Source organism: Telluria sp. LT1R51-2 (assembly GCF_059685775.1).
Window position 1 is genome coordinate 872642 of sequence record NZ_JCASIM010000001.1, and the last position, 16993, is coordinate 889634.

At 58.2% G+C, this 16993-nt stretch carries 14 protein-coding genes; 6 read left to right on the forward strand and 8 right to left on the reverse strand.

The genetic code is table 11. The features are described 5' to 3' along the window. From AC56LH_RS03865 to AC56LH_RS03880, 4 genes are all read right to left on the reverse strand, one after another. A complete protein-coding gene (locus tag AC56LH_RS03865; RefSeq protein WP_499644194.1) occupies positions 1-2022 on the reverse strand; it encodes an AAA family ATPase in 2022 nt (673 codons plus the stop codon). Between the two features lie 476 nt (positions 2023-2498). Next, the gene (locus AC56LH_RS03870; protein WP_499644196.1) at positions 2499-2987 is read right to left on the reverse strand and encodes an IS110 family transposase; all 489 of its coding nucleotides are present in this window, start codon (positions 2985-2987) and stop codon (positions 2499-2501) included. Between the two features lie 471 nt (positions 2988-3458). After that, positions 3459-3866 (reverse strand): hypothetical protein, encoded by a 408-nt coding sequence (locus AC56LH_RS03875; RefSeq protein ID WP_499644198.1) that lies wholly within the window; start codon positions 3864-3866, stop codon positions 3459-3461. A gap of 94 nt (positions 3867-3960) precedes the next feature. After that, a complete protein-coding gene (locus AC56LH_RS03880) occupies positions 3961-4320 on the reverse strand; it encodes a DUF6984 family protein (protein WP_499644200.1) in 360 nt (119 codons plus the stop codon). Positions 4321-4546: 226 nt separating this feature from the next. Between AC56LH_RS03880 and AC56LH_RS03885 the strand changes: the two genes are divergently transcribed. The 3 genes from AC56LH_RS03885 to AC56LH_RS03895 all read left to right on the forward strand — a co-directional run bounded on the left by AC56LH_RS03885 (position 4547) and on the right by AC56LH_RS03895 (position 8758). Beyond that, complete coding sequence (locus AC56LH_RS03885) at positions 4547-5026, forward strand: nuclear transport factor 2 family protein (protein ID WP_499644202.1); 480 nt, start codon at positions 4547-4549, stop codon at positions 5024-5026. Positions 5027-5046: 20 nt separating this feature from the next. Beyond that, on the forward strand, positions 5047-6582 hold the full coding sequence (locus tag AC56LH_RS03890; protein WP_499644204.1) for a dienelactone hydrolase family protein: 1536 nt from the start codon (positions 5047-5049) through the stop codon (positions 6580-6582). 172 nt (positions 6583-6754) lie between these two features. After that, positions 6755-8758 (forward strand): alpha/beta hydrolase family protein, encoded by a 2004-nt coding sequence (locus tag AC56LH_RS03895; RefSeq protein WP_499644206.1) that lies wholly within the window; start codon positions 6755-6757, stop codon positions 8756-8758. Positions 8759-8762: 4 nt separating this feature from the next. On the opposite strand, the gene murJ is transcribed toward AC56LH_RS03895, so the two are convergent. Then, positions 8763-10313 carry a murein biosynthesis integral membrane protein MurJ gene (murJ, locus tag AC56LH_RS03900; protein ID WP_499644208.1) on the reverse strand — a complete coding sequence of 517 codons (1551 nt, stop codon included), beginning with the start codon at positions 10311-10313 and terminating at the stop codon, positions 8763-8765. A 209-nt stretch (positions 10314-10522) separates the two neighbouring features. Between murJ and rpsT the strand changes: the two genes are divergently transcribed. Then, positions 10523-10789 (forward strand): 30S ribosomal protein S20, encoded by a 267-nt coding sequence (rpsT, locus tag AC56LH_RS03905; RefSeq protein ID WP_183550274.1) that lies wholly within the window; start codon positions 10523-10525, stop codon positions 10787-10789. Positions 10790-11203: 414 nt separating this feature from the next. Continuing rightward, positions 11204-13435, forward strand: coding sequence for an NADP-dependent isocitrate dehydrogenase (locus AC56LH_RS03910; RefSeq protein WP_499644210.1), 2232 nt, complete (start codon positions 11204-11206; stop codon positions 13433-13435). Between the two features lie 70 nt (positions 13436-13505). Here AC56LH_RS03910 and AC56LH_RS03915 read toward each other — a convergent pair whose 3' ends face one another. Together AC56LH_RS03915 and AC56LH_RS03920 are read right to left on the reverse strand one after the other, a co-directional pair. Next, entirely contained in the window at positions 13506-14474 is a 969-nt protein-coding gene (locus AC56LH_RS03915) for an IS1595 family transposase (RefSeq protein ID WP_499644212.1), read from the reverse strand. 90 nt (positions 14475-14564) lie between these two features. Next, positions 14565-15131 carry a pseudouridine synthase gene (locus AC56LH_RS03920; RefSeq protein WP_499644214.1) on the reverse strand — a complete coding sequence of 189 codons (567 nt, stop codon included), beginning with the start codon at positions 15129-15131 and terminating at the stop codon, positions 14565-14567. A gap of 181 nt (positions 15132-15312) precedes the next feature. Between AC56LH_RS03920 and icd the strand changes: the two genes are divergently transcribed. Continuing rightward, positions 15313-16566, forward strand: a complete 1254-nt coding sequence (gene icd / locus AC56LH_RS03925; RefSeq protein ID WP_499644216.1) for an NADP-dependent isocitrate dehydrogenase — start codon at positions 15313-15315, stop codon at positions 16564-16566. A 77-nt stretch (positions 16567-16643) separates the two neighbouring features. Here the strand turns inward: icd and AC56LH_RS03930 are convergent, their stop codons facing one another. Further along, the gene (locus tag AC56LH_RS03930) at positions 16644-16847 is read right to left on the reverse strand and encodes a cold-shock protein (protein WP_171084635.1); all 204 of its coding nucleotides are present in this window, start codon (positions 16845-16847) and stop codon (positions 16644-16646) included. Positions 16848-16993 lie beyond the last annotated feature (146 nt).

Genomic DNA, 16993 nt, shown 5'->3' on the forward strand with positions numbered 1-16993 from the left:
TCATATCCATTCAGCTATTACTGGTTCTAGCCGGCTGAAATAAATGCGCAACTCGTTTAATGCGTCTAGCGTTATCTCGTTTGAGTGAGCATCTCGTCTCATAGAATTGATCTCTTCAAGCATAACAATAGTTTTATTCTTGTCGAACGGGAAAATGTGTTTAAACGACTCCCACTCACGGCCCAGCACCTGTGCAAGTTCAAGAAAGTAAAGTGGACTATTATCTGGTGCAAAAATATTTTCTAGGTCGAAAGTTGCTAAATATTCACGCCGTTTCTCAGGGACCGAAGATAAAATTTTGTCACGAGCAGATTTTGGTCCGAATGCTGCCTTAAGCTGATTTCGTATTATCTTTCGCAGTCCCTGTTCAAGCCGGATGCGGCGATTACTTACCTCAGCCTCACGTTGGCTTGGTGAGAGCGTCAGTGAAGTATATTTATGTCGGTCTAACATGAAATCTTTAATACACTCAATACGAAACACGGCTCCGTGTTGAGAAACTGTAATCAATCCATAGCCACGCAAGTGATCTGTGTAAGCATCACTGACTTGGGCTAGTGAATTAAAAGCATCCATGTCGCCAATTGCCAGATAACGAAGCATTTCATATTCGTCTTGATACTGTTCGTTCAAGACATCTAGAATCATGCTCAAATAAGGCCCAGATTTCTTTTTGAAAGACGAAACGGCTTGCTCGTATAGCGGCTTGTCCACAAGAGTCGGCCTCTCGCGTGGTGCCAAGTCATGGATTTCACTGCAAACTTGACGTATCAAGAATGGATGTCCTCCGAAATCGTCCGCAAGCTTTCCATAAAGTATAGGATCGAACATAAGACCCATATACGTTCCAAGGCGCCCGACCATTTCCGCGACCTCATCGGCACCAAAAGGGGTAAGATAGTCTCGCGGCAGAGAACCGAATATAGGATTGTCCTGTCCATTGACGGTGCTCGCCTCAATGCAAGATGGATTTGTTCCTACGAGCAGAAAGGTGAAGATACTACGATTCCGCTGAAAGAATGCTCTGACAGATTGCCAAAAATAAACAAAATCATCCGCATCACGCCAGTGCGCTGACGAGGCGGTTTTAGGCGAGATACGCTCAATCTCATCAAAAATCAGGAGAATCGGATCAGCTTTTTTTGAAGCATGCACAAGCAACATTTCTTCGTCAAAAATTGCAGCTGCATCTTGAGTTGTATAAGCCGAGCGATTTCTGAGTCGAACTTTTGAATCTTTAGCTTTGTGAGTCTCTTCCACGATTTTGTGCAGCAGTTCGTTCCATCTGAGCTGGTGAACGCTGGGGCTCTGACAGTCAATTGTAACAGTACGTTTCGCTCTTGATGCCATTGCACGCTCGACGCCGTAAATAACCGAGGTTTTTCCACTGCGACGTAGACCGAACAGCCCGGAGTTCTCGCTGCTTTCATGTCGCGCGATTAAGTGCTGAACTGTTTGTGTCCGCCCAAAAAAGTAAAGATCTTTTTGTAATGGTGAAAAAAAGTTAAATAAATTCCGAGTAAAAAAGCATTTCCGAAAGCGAGATCGCAAAAAGCTTTGTGAAATTTCCTGCTGCAATTCCTGGTAAGTAAACGGTACAATAATGGGCTGCTCAGGATTGGATTTGATTAGCCCATCTAATGCTGACTCGACGTCAGAGTCTGCTGAAATTAAAATACGGCATACGCTCTCAAGTCGAAGAGCCTGATATTCTTGGAGAGCTACTTCATAGGAATCGAGCGAGCGCGGCTCAAATTTTGAATAGCTAGAAAAGATACAGACAATTTCACGATGAAGATTAAATTCTTCAGAATATTCTTCTGGGACTTTCAGAAGGAAATATCGATACCGAGCATTTTTGCCTAGTATCGCATCGTTTCCGTCGTTTGTTAGATAGAAATCAGCAGACAAGGCTATTAAAATTTTACGTTCCGCTTCGCCAAACAAATTGATGTTAAAGGCCGGATGAAATCCTGGCCGCACTCCTCGCGAAGGTTCCTGCGTTTGCAAATGCGTGTTCATTTAAATTTTCGTTATTGTTTATATAAGGTCTGGAAATGTCAAAGCTTTAAGCGTGTCATTCCAATTGCGAGCGCAGAAAGAAATCTCATGCGCTGTTTGCGGGATGGGAAGTGCCCACGTATTTCGGTTGAGTGTCTGCGATTCGATCGTTTTATGGTTTTATGTTTCAAACCCTACTTGGCTATCTACCGGGGAACGTACCAATTATGAAAAGTCAACTATAGCGATTTCTTCTTGCCACAACCTCACACATTGTCACGAAAGACCCGATTTCCGCTGTTGGTCCACGCTGTGTAAGAGCTTAGCGTCGTGCAAACGGACGTCGCCTGGTAAAACGTTAAGCCAGTATCTCATCATGACGGATGCAAAATGAAGCGCCTCATCGAAGGCGAGGGTCGTGGCCATGGCACGCTATTGTCTGAAGTTTTGGACGACTACGTGGTCGAAGATAACCCAGTGCAGGGGCAGGGGTCAGATTAGGATTCTGATCGATGTGATCGTCGATCTCCTTTTCTAGCTTTTTGATTTCGATGTCGAGCCACATGATGTGCGTCTTCACGTGCGTCGCAACGTCTTCCATTCCACGGATCGTGTGAGCTTCCAGCAGATTCTCTTCCTGCTGCCGGATGTCTTTCAGTGCTTGAACGCGTGGCGTCCATCCTCGCAGCTGGCGTTGCTCCAGCGGCGGTGGGGTCCATGGTTCTGGATTCATGACCATAGCGAGCAATGAGGCCAGCATCGATTTCATCGTTCTTATAACGGATATTTTCGCCGTGTCCAAAGCCCTTGATGCAGGCAGGATTGACGATGCTTACCTTGATACCAGCGTCATACAATGTTAAAGCCAAGGCCTCGTGGTACACGCCTGGCGCCTCCATGCACACGTGTAGTGAAGAACGTGACGCCTTCGATTTGTCCATCCATTCCAGCAAACTCTTGTGCCCTGCAGGCGTGTTCTGCAGCACATTCGTTTTTACTTTCCGTTGATTAGCAACTTGATGTCGAGCTTTGATTTGCTAACGTCAATTCCCAAAACCTCGCGCATCGCTTCCAGTTTGACCTCTCCTGTATGCGTGCTTACGCAAAGAACAGCGATGGCCCAAGATACCGTTTGGACTAATAAAATGAAACGGGCGGGGGCACCAATCTGACCCACGTGTTCAATGGCACTCAGTCTGAACAGTATCACCCCGACCGGCCACATCACCATTATTGTCTACTGGTGCGTTGGCATCTTCAATATACGAGGTCTGACATTCAGACACGAGCTCAGCAAAAAGTCTACTTATGGATGCACTAGTGAAGGTACCAAGTAAGAATCCGAGTCCGAATGTCAGACCTGACCTCGGCTACTCGGCTACTCCGGCTGGAAAGGACACACGCTGTCTTGACAGTCAGCAATTGACCCAAAGCGACCGGTCACCCATTTCCAATGACTAGGGCGCCATCTCATCAATACCACGACGAATACCGACTTTCTGGCTTATCCACCAGTAAGCAAGTCCACCGGCAAGGCCCGACCCGAGACAATTCAATGAATCATACAGACCGAATTGCGCCCAACGGACAGATGTGAATGGCTCGGCAAGCTCCATCCATACAGGTGTGGCGCAGATAAAGCCTGTCGCTGCGAACTGCCACCATCGCGTCAGACGCAACTTGCAGAATAAAAACGCTAGTGGCAGGCCAAAGATAAGCGCATTGGTGATTGCAAGCGGGAAGCCGATGAACCAAACCAGTGGTAACGCGCACCAGGTGCCCGTTCCATGGGCAAGTCCAACGCCGCAGGTGGTGAAGGTGGCGATCGTCACACCGATAACGGCAGCCACGCCAAGCATCGACATGGTACGGAACACTAATCTGGCGGATGGATGCACGGTTTCCCTGCGATGGCGTGACGTTTTGTGGACAAAGGCAGTCTAGTACAACCCTACGATATCAAGCCTTGACTGTCACACGTTCAAAAACCGGATATGCCTGAAGTGGGGAAAAGTCTGCCTTCCAGATGTCGAGTTCATAGAGCTGCCCGGTTGTGTCCGCATTGAGAACGATACTCACTGGGACGCCATCGAGATCGATGTACTGCGCCTCAACAAGGCAACTGCCTAAAAACCGATTGTCGTGACCGGCAAATTGAACGCTACCCATTTTGCCATCATTCATGTCAAATACCTGAGCATGCTCCAGTTGGACGAGCAGACGCTCGCCGTCCCGTGCCCGCTGAAGCAAAGCGCGTATGAATGAATCCTCTTCAAGACGCAGAGGGCGTAAGCCGTCCTGAATCTGGTCTGGCACCATATTTACTTCCAATGTGAAAACGCATCCGTAGTTTCAGCGCGGCTGCTGTAACAGACTCTCTCGTTTTGCAGCGGACTTGATGCGTTGTGGCGAACTCCATTCGCACGGCGCAGTAACCCAGCAGCCATATGCATCCGTTTTTAATAGGCAACGATAACGCGGATTGCTATGATCGACCGTCACCATGGCGCCACTACCGGCGTTGACCAACTTTACGAGGAGTCGCATGATTTCTGTCCTGTCGCGCCGTTGCAGCAACACGGTATGCATTGCGGGCGCGCTTGCCTGCCTGTCGATCACGGTCGCCCACGCCGCCACACCGGAGCAGTCGGTCAGCGAACTGGTGCAGCGCTTCGCCACCGCGCAGGGCACGTTCGACCGCGCCGCACTCGAAGCGCTGACGTTTGAAAACTACATCGAGATTTCCCCATTGGGCGAGGTCGACCCGCGCGCCAAGATGCTGTCGTTCTACGTCAAGCATGACGACAAGCCGCTGCCGGCAATCACCGTCGACGAGATCACGCCGCGGGTGTTGGGCAATACCGCCATCGTGCTCGCGAAGGTGTCGTACGCCATGACGGTTGGCGGGCAAACCCGCACATCCGCGCTGCGCTCGAGCTTCGTGGCCCAGCAGCAGGACGGTGCCTGGAAGCTGGTCTCTGCGCAGTACACGCCGATCCGGCCGCCGGCCGCACCAGGCAAGTGAGCGGCCCGATGAAGCTACCAATGATCCTGCGTCCCGTCCTGATCTTCCTTTCCATCGCCGTCAGTGCCAGTGCCAGCGCAGGCGTGCCCGTGCCCGTCTCGCCAAATCTGATCCCTGAGGCCGGCCCGCATGCTGTCGGCCTGCGCGTTATTCAGCAATACGACTACAGCCGGCTGCTCGAGCCGTCGGTCGATGCGTTCGGCAAGGCCCGCAATGCTGCGCCTGGCCGGCCAATCCAGATGCTGGTCTGGTACCCCGCCAGGCGCGGTGGTGGCGCGCCGATGCTGGCCGCAGATTATCAGCAGGCCAGCCTGAATGATGTCGACTTCACTGCGCCGGCCGCCGAAGCAACCAGCCAGCGGGCAGGCTGGATGGCGGGACCGCAGAGCGCGCAGTACGGCGCGCCGACGCTGGCCGTGCGTGATGCGGTGGCTGCGGCAGGCCTCTTTCCGGTGGTGATCTACGCGCCCAGCTTTGCCGCACAAGCCCATGAAAACATCGACCTGTGCGAATACCTGGCCAGCCATGGTTATGTGGTGCTTGCCAGCCGCAGCCTGGGCGCGCGCTCGGTCATGATGACCGACGACGTCGAAGGCGTCGAGGCGCAGGCCGCCGATATCGCATTCCTTGCCAATTACGCGCAGACGCTGCCACAGGCCGACATCGGCAATGTGGCGGCGGCAGGTTTCAGCTGGGGCGGCATGGCCAATGTGTTTGCCGCGGCGCGTTCCAGCCGCATCAAGGCGCTGGTCAGCCTGGACGGTTCCATCCGGTATCACCCGAAGGTGTGGGGCGCGGCGGGTTATGTGCAGCCAGCGCGCACGGCGGTGCCGATGCTGTACCTGGGCGCGCGCGCGCCATCCGCAGAAGTCATGGAGCGCAAGGACATGTTCGGCAAGAGTTACCTCAACACGATGACCTATTCCGACGTGTATGTCGCGACGCTGCCGCCGATGACGCATCCGGATTTCAGCGCGTGGCATGTGCGCTTTGCCGACGATGCTGCGTTTGGCGACTATGCGCGTGCCGATGTGCTGCAGGCGTACCGCAGCGGCGCGTTGTATGTGCGCCGGTTCCTGGACGCGTATCTGAAGCAGGACGGCGAGGCTCTGGCATGGCTGAAGCAGTCACCAGCGCGGCATGGTATCGGCCCGCAGGTGATGTCGATGGCGTTCACGCCGGCACGGCATGCGCTGCTTGGCGAAGGCGACTTCCTGCGTGCGTTCGCGAACGCGGGCTTCCAGGATGCGCAGTCGATCCATGACGGGATGGTGGCACGCTCGTCTGGCTTCAAACTCAGCCCCGTGAGCATGAATACGCTGGGCTACCAGTTGCTGCGGGCAAAGAACGCGCGCGGCGCGCTCGAGCTGTTCAAGCTGGCCACGTTCCTCGAACCGACGTTCGCCAACGCGTTCGACAGTGAAGGCGAGGCGTATGAAGCGCTCGGTGACACCAGGTCAGCCATTGCGGCCTACGAAAAAGCCGTCGCGGCCGATCCGAACCAGCGCAATGCCGTGGCGCGGATTGCAGCGCTGCGCCTGGGCAGCGCAAAGTAACGCCCAGCCCGCGTAGTAAAGGCACCAGGGAAGAGTCCGAGTCCAAATGTCAGACCTGACCCTGGCTGCTTGACTCGGCTACTCTGTATTGCAGCAGGCTGTGATTTCTTGCGCGTTTGTGGTGGTGGTCCCGATGCTATCGTCCATGCCAATCGAACTTGCCAATCACACCATGACGACACGTCTTTTCCTGGGCCTCGCACTCGTCCTGTTTTTCGGGGCCAGCCATCCGGTCCACGCCCAGGCACCGGCGCCGGTTGCGCATTTCTTCGAGGAAGATGCATTCAGCGGCGCGGTGTTCTCACCGGACGGCCAGCACATCGCTGTGCGCATGAGCAAACCATGGCGTCGCAACTTTTTGGCTGTCATCAATCTCGACACGCGCGCTGCCGTCGTCGCTGCCGAGTATCTTGATTTTGACATCGGCAACTTCCAATGGGTCAATAACGAGCGTCTCGCCTACAACGTGGTCGACTTGACCGAAGTGGTTCGCGACCGTCGCAATACGCCCGGCCTGTTTGCGGTCAACCGTGACGGCGGCGGGCGCGTCCAGCTGGCACACCATGCGATGAATTCCCGCCGCAGCGAGGCGTACCTGGGCTGGAATTTCTTCCTGCTCGATCAAACCGGCAGCCAGGATTCGGAATGGCTCTACGTCGAGCGCATGTTGTACGACAAGGACTGGCGCTACTTCGGCAGTGAACTGGCCCGTGTCAACACGCTGAACGGCAAGACTGCCAGCGTGCCGAAGCCCGATGAAAATGTCGGCGCGTATCTGCTCGACGCGAAGGGTCAGCCACGCCTGGCCATGGGCGTTGCAGGCGGCAACAGCACCATGTTTTACCTTGATTCAGCCTCGCAACAATGGCGCAAGGTGGCAAGCCGCAAAGCGTACACATCCGCCCGGGACGATGTGCAGCCCGTCGGCTTCGGCGCCGATGGCACGCTGTACGTGATTGCCAATGCTGGCGAAGACCTGGCCACGCTGCGCACCTTCGACGTTGCCACCGGCAAGCTGGGCACCGAGGCCCTCGTGGCAACGCCCGGTTACGATGTGGCGGGTTCGTTGCTGCGCAGCGATCGCGTGCTCGGGATACGCCTGACCACGGATGCCGAGAACGATATCTGGTTCGATCCGGCGATGAAAGCGTTGCAGGCGACAATCAACCAGCGCCTCCCGCACACGGTCAACCTGCTTACCGTGCCCGCCAGGCCAGGTTCGCCCTGGGTCCTGGTGCAATCGTATTCCGACCGGCAGCCCTCGACCTACAGCCTGTACGATACCCGCAGCGCCGCCCTGGAGCCGATTGGTGCCACGTATCCCGGGATCGTCCCGGGTCGCTCGGGCACCCAGGAGCCAATCAGCTTCAGGGCGCGTGACGGGTTGGGCATTCCTGGCCTGCTGACCCTGCCACCCGGGGGCGCCCGCAAGAATCTGCCGATGGTCGTGCTGGTGCATGGCGGGCCCTGGCTCCGGGGCTCCAGCTGGGGCTGGCAGCCTGATTCGCAGTTCCTGGCGTCGCGCGGTTATGCGGTGCTGGAGGTGGAGTTCCGCGGCAGTACCGGCTTCGGCGCCAGGCACTTCGAGGCCGGCATGAAGCAATGGGGCCTGGCCATGCAGAACGACCTGGCGGACGGCACGCGCTGGGCGATCAGGGAAGGCATTGCGGATCCACGCCGCATCTGCATTGCCGGGGCCAGTTATGGCGGCTACGCGACACTGATGGGACTGGCGAACGATCCCGACCTGTACGCGTGCGGGATCAACTGGCTCGGCGTGACCGACATCGCCCTGATGTACACCGGCACCTGGGACGTCAAGCCCGACCTGACGGAAGGCTACCGCCGCTACGGTATGCCCGTCCTGATTGGCGACCCGGAGGCCGATGCGAAGCAGCTGGCGGCAACGTCGCCGATCCTGCAGGCAGACCGCATCCGGCAACCGTTACTGCTAGCGTACGGCAGCGAAGACCGGCGCGTGCCTTTGCATCATGGCAAAAAGTTCTACGAAGCCGCGCGCAAGACCAATCGGCAGATCGAATGGGTGGTGTACGACGGCGAGGGCCATGGCTGGTCGCTGGCCAGGAACCGGATCGACTTCTGGCAGCGTGTCGAACGGTTCCTGCACAAGCACATTGGCGCGGACGCCGTAACGCGGGCGGCGGCGCAGCCCTGAGCCGTTACGCCGCGCGGCGCCGGAAGTCGCGCGGCCGGAATCCCAGCAGCGCGAGCATTGCGAAGTAGGTCACCGCACTGGCTACGATGATGCCCAGCAGCGCGCCGATGCGCAGGCCGGGCGTGACTTTCATGGCGGCCCAGTCGAACTGTGCCTGGCCGAACCACGCCACAGCGCCCATTGCCGCCACGCCGATGGCGAGCTTCAGGAAGAACTTGCCCCAGCCCGGCTGCGGCGTGTAGATGCCGCGTTTGCGCAGGCCGATGTACAGGCAGGTCGCATTGATGCAGGCGCCCAGGCCAATCGACAGGGCCAGGCCCGCCACGCCCATCAGCGGCACGAAGATCAGGTTCATCAGCTGCGTGGCAACCAGCACGGCAACGGCGATGCGCACGGGCGTCTTGACGTCCTGGCGGGCGTAGAACGCCGGCGCCAGGATCTTGACGAGGATGATGCCGAGCAGGCCGGCGCTGTAGGCCATCAGCGGCAGCGATGAATTCACCAAGGCCGCATCGTCGAATTTACCGTAGTGGAAGAGGGTGGCGATCATCGGCACCGCCAGCGTGGCCATGCCAACGGCGGCCGGCAGCGCGAGCAGGAAGGTCAGGCGCAGGCCCCAGTTGAGCAGCGCCGCGTATTCGGCGGTGTCGCCTTCGCTATTGGCTTTCGACAGCGACGGCAGCAGGATCGTGCCCAGGGCCACGCCCAGCATCGCGGTCGGAAATTCCATCAGGCGGTCGGCATATTGCAGGGCCGAGACGGCGCCGGCGGCCAGGCTGGCAGCGATGCCGGTATTGATCAACAGGCTGATCTGCGCTGCGGACACGGCGAACACGGCCGGACCCATCTTCTTGAGCATGCGGCGTACGCCGGCATCGCGCAGGCCCGTCAACGGATTGAACGAGATGCGCGGCAGCATGCCGATTTTGACCAGTGACGGAATCTGGATCGCCACCTGCAGCACGCCGCCGACGCAGACCGCAATCGCCATCGCGTAGATCGGTTGCTCGAGATAATTGACCAGCACCAGCGAAGCGAAGATGAACGACAGGTTCAGCAGCACCGGCGTGAACGCGGGGATCTTGAACTGGCGCCAGGTATTCAGGATGCCGCCGGCCAGTGCGACGAACGACATGCAGGCAATGTACGGGAACATCATCTGCGTCATGATGACCGACGCATTGTAGGCGCCAGGCGTTTCGCGCAGGTCGCCCGCCAGGACCATGATCAGGAGCGGGGCGCCGATGATGCCGACGATGCTGGTGAGAACCGTGGCCCACAGCAGCGACGTAGCGACATGGTCGACCAGGGTCTTGGTGGCGGTATCGCCATGCTGCGTCTTGTATTCGGACAGGATCGGCACGAACGCTTGCGAGAACGCGCCCTCGGCAAACAGGCGCCGCAGCAGGTTGGGCAGGCGGAACGCGATGATGAAGGCATCGGTATAGGCCGAGGCACCGAAAGCGCGCGCAAACAGGCTTTCGCGCAAGAGGCCGGTGACGCGCGAAAGCATCGTCATGCTGGAAATGGCGGCGAGGGTTCTGAGCAGGTTCATGGCGCGAGATTATACTGGTGCAACTCGACCAGTACAGACATCCGGCCGACAATCTTTGAATTTTGAATTGCCCAGACTTGAAAGCTTCGCTATAATCATGGGCTGTACTGAATTCTGTTAGCAGACACTAATCGTTGGGCAGGCTCCTGCGCCGGTTTAACAGTCGCTAATGTTTGCAAACGCAACTTGACCCCGATTTAGGAAATTCCATGGCAAATACCGCACAAGCGCGCAAGCGCGCTCGTCAAGCAGTTAAGCAAAACGCGCACAACTCGTCGCAGCGTTCGACCCTGCGTACCGCAATCAAGGCAGCTCGCAAAGCCATCCAGGCTGGCGACAAAGAAGCCGCGACCCTGATCTTCCAGCAGTCCGTGTCGAAAATCGACAGCATCGCTGACAAGAAAATCATCCACAAGAACAAAGCAGCGCGCCACAAGAGCCGCCTGGCTGCAGCCCTGAAAGCACTGTCGGCGTAAAGCCCGCGTGCGTGCGGCCTTCGGGCCGCGCAGGCAAGTTCTGTGCAGTGGAAAGACCCGCCCGACTTCGGTCCTGGCGGGTTTTTTTGCTTGGTGCTTCCATTTTTCCATCCGGAATGCATGACCGGGTTGTCGATAACGTAAAAACTGGTGTCCGCCGCAAAGGTGGGGCATAATATGGCGCGTCTTATATCTTATAGAAGACTAGCATTGAAGACAGGTTTCGCGGCCTTGCACGAAGCGGCCGCCCAACCAACGGAATGTACGCCGGTGCGCTCTGGCCCTCCCGTCGCAGACAGGGGTAGAATGTCCGGCATCGGCGCCCAGTGCCCGCAGCCCACCTATTGATGGGCTGTGGCCAATTGTCAGTTTTTACTACGCGCGACGTTGTCGCGATTACCGAGGAAAATGTGCATGAGCAGTGATCAGACCATCATCTACACCCTGACCGACGAGGCGCCGCTGCTGGCGACCCACGCCTTCCTGCCTGTGGTCAGCACCTTCACGAAGCCGGCCGGCATCACCGTCACGGCCAGCGACATCTCGGTCGCGGCCCGTATCCTGGCAGCGTTCCCTGAAAACCTGACCCCCGAGCAGCGCGTGCCGGATTCACTGGTCGAGCTGGGCAAGAAGACGCTCGAGGCGAGCGCCAACATCATCAAGCTGCCGAACATTAGCGCGTCGGTCAGCCAGCTGACCACCGCGATCAAGGAACTGCAGGACAAGGGCTACAACATCCCTGACTACCCGTCGGACCCGAAGACCGACGAAGAAAAAACCATCAAGGCCAAGTACGGCAAGTGCATCGGCTCGGCAGTGAACCCGGTCCTGCGCGAAGGTAACTCCGACCGCCGCGCCCCGCGCGCCGTCAAGGAATACGCACGCAAGAACCCGCACTCGATGGCCCCATGGTCGCAAGCATCGCGCACCCACGTGGCGCACATGACCGAAGGCGACTTCTACCACGGCGAAAAGTCGATGACCATCGAAGCGGCGCGCGACGTCAAGATGGAACTGGTCACCAAGAGCGGCCAGACCATTGTTCTCAAGCCAAAGGTCTCGCTGCTGGCCGGTGAAATCATCGATTCGATGTTCATGAGCCGCAAGGCGCTGCTGGCCTTCTACGAAGCCCAGATCGAAGATGCACACGCCACCGGCATGCTGTTCTCGCTGCACGTCAAGGCAACGATGATGAAGGTATCGCACCCGATCGTGTTCGGTCACTGCGTGCGCATGTTCTACAAGGAAGCGTTCGCCAAGCACGGCGCGCTGTTCGAGAGCCTGGGCATCAACGTCAACAACGGCATGGCCGATCTGTACAACAAGATCGCCGACCTGCCGTCGTCGCAGCGCGAAGAAATCATCCGCGACCTGCACGCCTGCCAGGAACACCGTCCTGAGCTGGCCATGGTCGATTCGGCCAAGGGCATCACCAACTTCCATTCGCCGAACGACGTCATCGTCGACGCGTCGATGCCAGCGATGATCCGCGCCGGCGGCAAGATGTACGGTGCCGATGGCCGCCTGAAGGAAGTCAAGGCCGTCATCCCGGAAAGCACCTTCGCGCGCATCTACCAGGAAATCATCAACTTCTGCAAATGGCACGGCGCCTTCGATCCGAAGACGATGGGCACCGTCCCGAACGTCGGCCTGATGGCCCAGCAAGCCGAAGAATACGGCTCGCACGACAAGACCTTCGAGATCGCTGAAGACGGCGTGGCCAACATCACCGACCTCGCCACCGGCGAAGTCCTGATGAGCCAGAACGTGGAGCAGGGCGATATCTGGCGCATGTGCCAGGTCAAGGATGCACCGATCCGCGACTGGGTCAAGCTGGCCGTGACGCGCGCGCGCAACTCGGGCATGCCGACCGTGTTCTGGCTCGACCCGTATCGTCCACACGAAAATGAACTGATCAAGAAGGTCAAGGTCTACCTGAAGGATCACGACACGAACGGCCTGGATATCCAGATCATGTCGCAAGTGCGCGCGATGCGCTTCACGCTCGAGCGCGTCTGGCGCGGCCTGGACACCATCTCGGTGACCGGCAACATCCTGCGCGACTACCTGACCGACCTGTTCCCGATCATGGAACTGGGCACGTCCGCCAAGATGCTGTCGATCGTGCCGCTGATGGCCGGTGGCGGCATGTACGAAACGGGCGCCGGCGGTTCGGCACCAAAACACGTGCAGCAGCTGGTCGAAGAAAACCACCTGCGCTGGGATTCGCTGGGCGAGTTCCTGGCACTGGCCGTGTCGCTGGAAGACCTGGGCCTGAAAACCGGCAACGACAAGGCCAAGGTGCTGGCCAAGACGCTGGACGCGGCCACTGGCAAGCTGCTGGACAACCGCAAGTCGCCATCGCCAAAGACCGGCGAGCTCGATAACCGCGGCAGCCAGTTCTACCTGTCGCTGTTCTGGGCGCAGGAGCTGGCTGCGCAGACCGATGACGCTGCACTGGCAGCCACGTTCGCGCCGCTGGCCAAGAAGCTGGCCGACGACGAAGCCACCATCGTCGCCGAGCTGCTGGCCGTACAGGGCAAGCCGGTCGATATCGGTGGCTACTACAAGCTGGATGAAGCCAAGGTGACGGCCGCGATGCGTCCGAGCGCCACCTTCAATGCAGCAATCGACTCGTTCGCCTGAACTGAACGGCTGTCGTAACTAGAACCCGCCGACCGAAAGGTCGGCGGGTTTTTTATTGGCGCAGTCAGCGTTATCTATTGATGACGCTGATAGCAATGCAAAGCAATTGCTCCGGTAATATGACCCGTTCGCCATCCAGCGCCCAGCGCCAACCGAGGTAATTGGGCAGGTAGCGCGACGCCACGCCATGAAAGCGTTGTAGCCAGGCCTTGAAGCGTTGATGGTAGGCGTTCACGTTCTGCACGTGGATGGCAAGACTGCCCAGACGCCTCACGCGCACAGCCGCGCGTACATTGACCGCCTCGTGCGCGATCCTGTGCTTGCGTGCAAAGGCGCGGTAAGCAGGATGGCCGTCACTGATCAGCAAGGACTGCCTGTCGAGCCTGGGCAGCAAGTCACGCTCGAGTTGCGCAGCCGTGAGTGCACCGCGGCCAGTGACGGCATCGACCGTGCGCCCCTCGCGGTCCCGCGCAATCAGGATGCAATCGAGTTCGCTGGAAATGCCCCGTTTGGCAGCATGGCCGCCGCGATGACGCGGTGGCCGATCGAGGGTGCGCGAACCTTTTTGTGATTCGAGCAGAAATGTCTCGTCAGCCTCGACGATGCCATTGAGGGCCCTGGGCCGGTCGAGCTTGACCCAGTGCAGGAAGCGGTGGCGCCAGCGAAAGGCCGTGTTGCGGTGTACGCCGACCCGATCTGCCGCCTTGCACACAGGGAGTGAATCGAGCAGCACCTGCGAATACGCGAGCCATTTGGCCTTGAGTCTGAGTCGCGCCATTGGCGTACCGGTCAGGTCGTTAAAGGTGCGGCCACAGGCACAGCAGCGGTAGCGCTGCAAATCATTGGCGAAGCCATGGCGGTAGCAGCGCTCGTTGCCGCATCTGGGACAGCAGCGGCCGGGCGCTCTGGCCTTACTGATGAGTGCGACCACCTGCTCGAGCCCGGCTGCAGGGTGCAGGGCATCGAGCACTTGCCGGCGCTGGGGTTGGTTCAGCGAAGTCAGTTTTGCGAACCAGCCCTTGAAACGTGGCGCTTTCATGATCGACTCCTGACGCTGGGGACAGGAATTGGACCACCGGACTGCTCGTCAGTTCAAAGCTGGTCTCTATTTAACGCTGACTGCGCCTTTTTATTTGCCCGCATGGCGCGAGTAGGCCGGCACGTCGATAAATTCGCCCGGCAGCAATGGATGCGTGCTGAGGGAAAACGGGCCGATACTGCTGCGCACCAGGCGCAGCGTCGGCAAGCCCACGGCGGCCGTCATCCGGCGCACCTGGCGGTTCTTGCCTTCTTCGAGCGTGATGGCAAGCCAGCTGGTCGGCTTGTCCTGGCGCGCACGGATCGGTGGATTGCGCGGCCACAGCCACTCGGGCTCGGCAATCCGCGCGGCGCGGCACGGCTTGGTGACGAAGTCGCCCAGGTCCAGCGGCGCCTGCAGACGCGCCATGGCGGCGGCATCGGGCATGCCATCGACCTGTACCAGATAGGTCTTGGCTTCCTTGTGATCGGGATGGGCGATCTTGTGCTGGAGCTGGCCGTCGTCGGTCAACAGCATCAGGCCTTCGCTGTCGGCGTCGAGCCGGCCGGCGGGGTAGATGCCGGGAATCTTGAGGTAGTCGGCAAGCGACTCGCGACCATCCTGTGGAGAGAACTGGCACAGGACCTGGAACGGTTTATTGAAGAGAATCAGGGACATGACGATGCAGTAAAGCGAATGAGGGGGTGGCCAACCGGTAGCGTGGCGATATGGCAAAATACTGGGGCATAATGAAGAGCAGCCATCGGCTGCCGCTGGCAACGGCGACATTGTAAGCGAGTTGGTAACGCAGTTCGTCACGTCGTTCGCACCGCCTTTCGCCACCCACCTGGAGAACCTGATGTACCAGCATATCACCGTCCCGCCTGCGGGCCAGAAGATCACCGTCAACGCCGATTTCAGCCTGAATGTGCCGGCCACGCCGATCATTCCGTATATCGAGGGTGACGGCACAGGCGCGGACATCACGCCGGTGATGAAGAAGGTGGTGGATGCGGCTGTGCGCAAGGCCTACGGCGGTGAACGCAGCATTGCGTGGATGGAGATCTTCGCCGGTGAAAAGGCGACCAGGCTGTATGGCGCCGATGTCTGGCTGCCGGCCGAAGTGCTTGACGTGCTGAAGGCGTATGTGGTCTCGATCAAGGGCCCGCTGACCACGCCCGTCGGCGGCGGCATCCGCTCGCTCAATGTCGCACTGCGCCAGGAACTCGATCTGTACGTCTGCCTGCGCCCGGTGCGCTATTTCACCGGTGTGCCGTCGCCACTGAAGCAGCCGGAAAAGACCGACATGGTCATTTTCCGTGAAAACTCCGAAGACATCTATGCCGGCATCGAATGGGAGGCCGGCTCCGAAGGTGCTCAGAAGCTGATCGCGTTCCTGAAAGCGGAGCTGGGCGTCTCCAAGATCCGCTTCCCGGCCACGTCGGCCCTTGGCCTCAAGCCCGTCTCGATCGAAGGCACCGAACGCCTCGTGCGCAAGGCGATCCAGTATGCGATCGACCATGACAAGCCATCGGTGACCCTGGTCCACAAGGGCAATATCATGAAGTTCACGGAAGGGGGCTTCCGGGACTGGGGTTACGCGCTGGCGCAGAAGGAATTCGGCGCCGAACTGTTCGATGGCGGCCCATGGTGCAAGCTCAAGAATCCGAAGACCGGGCGCGACATCATGATCAAGGACTCGATCGCCGACGCGTTCCTGCAGCAGATCCTGCTGCGTCCGGCCGAGTACAGCGTAATTGCCACGCTGAACCTGAACGGCGATTATATTTCCGATGCACTGGCGGCCCAGGTCGGCGGCATCGGCATCGCGCCGGGTGCCAACATGTCCGATTCAGTGGCAATGTTCGAAGCAACCCACGGTACGGCGCCGAAATACGCCGGCAAGGATTACGTCAATCCCGGTTCACTCATCCTGTCGGCCGAAATGATGCTGCGCCACATGGGCTGGAGCGAGGCGGCCGACTTGATCATCGCGGCGATGGGCAAGGCAATTGTGTCGAAAAAAGTCACCTACGATTTTGCGCGCCTGATGGAAGGGGCGACGCAGGTATCGTGCTCGGGCTTTGGTGAAGTACTGATCGAGCATCTGTAACGCGCCGCCTGCCGTTGTGGCAGGCGAAAAAAACCCCACTGCGAGAGTGGGGTTTTTCACTTCCGGGAAGGGTATGATTAGTTACCCTGGATGTTGGAAGCTTGCTTGCCTTTAGGGCCTTGCGTGACTTCGAATTGGACTTTTTGACCTTCTTTGAGGGTCTTAAAACCGTTCATGTTGATTGCGGAGAAGTGTGCGAACAGATCCTCGCCGCCGTCATCAGGCGTGATGAAGCCAAAGCCTTTGGAATCATTGAACCACTTAACAGTACCAGTTGCCATAAAAGAACTTTCAAATTTAACAAATCACACGAGCCATAAAAGCAAGAATCTTCTTGCCCTCCTCAGCCTGCTAACTGCTTATCAACGCGTACATAAGTACAAAGTCGATGACTGCATTGTTGGTGGAATAATCACGCAAGTCAAGG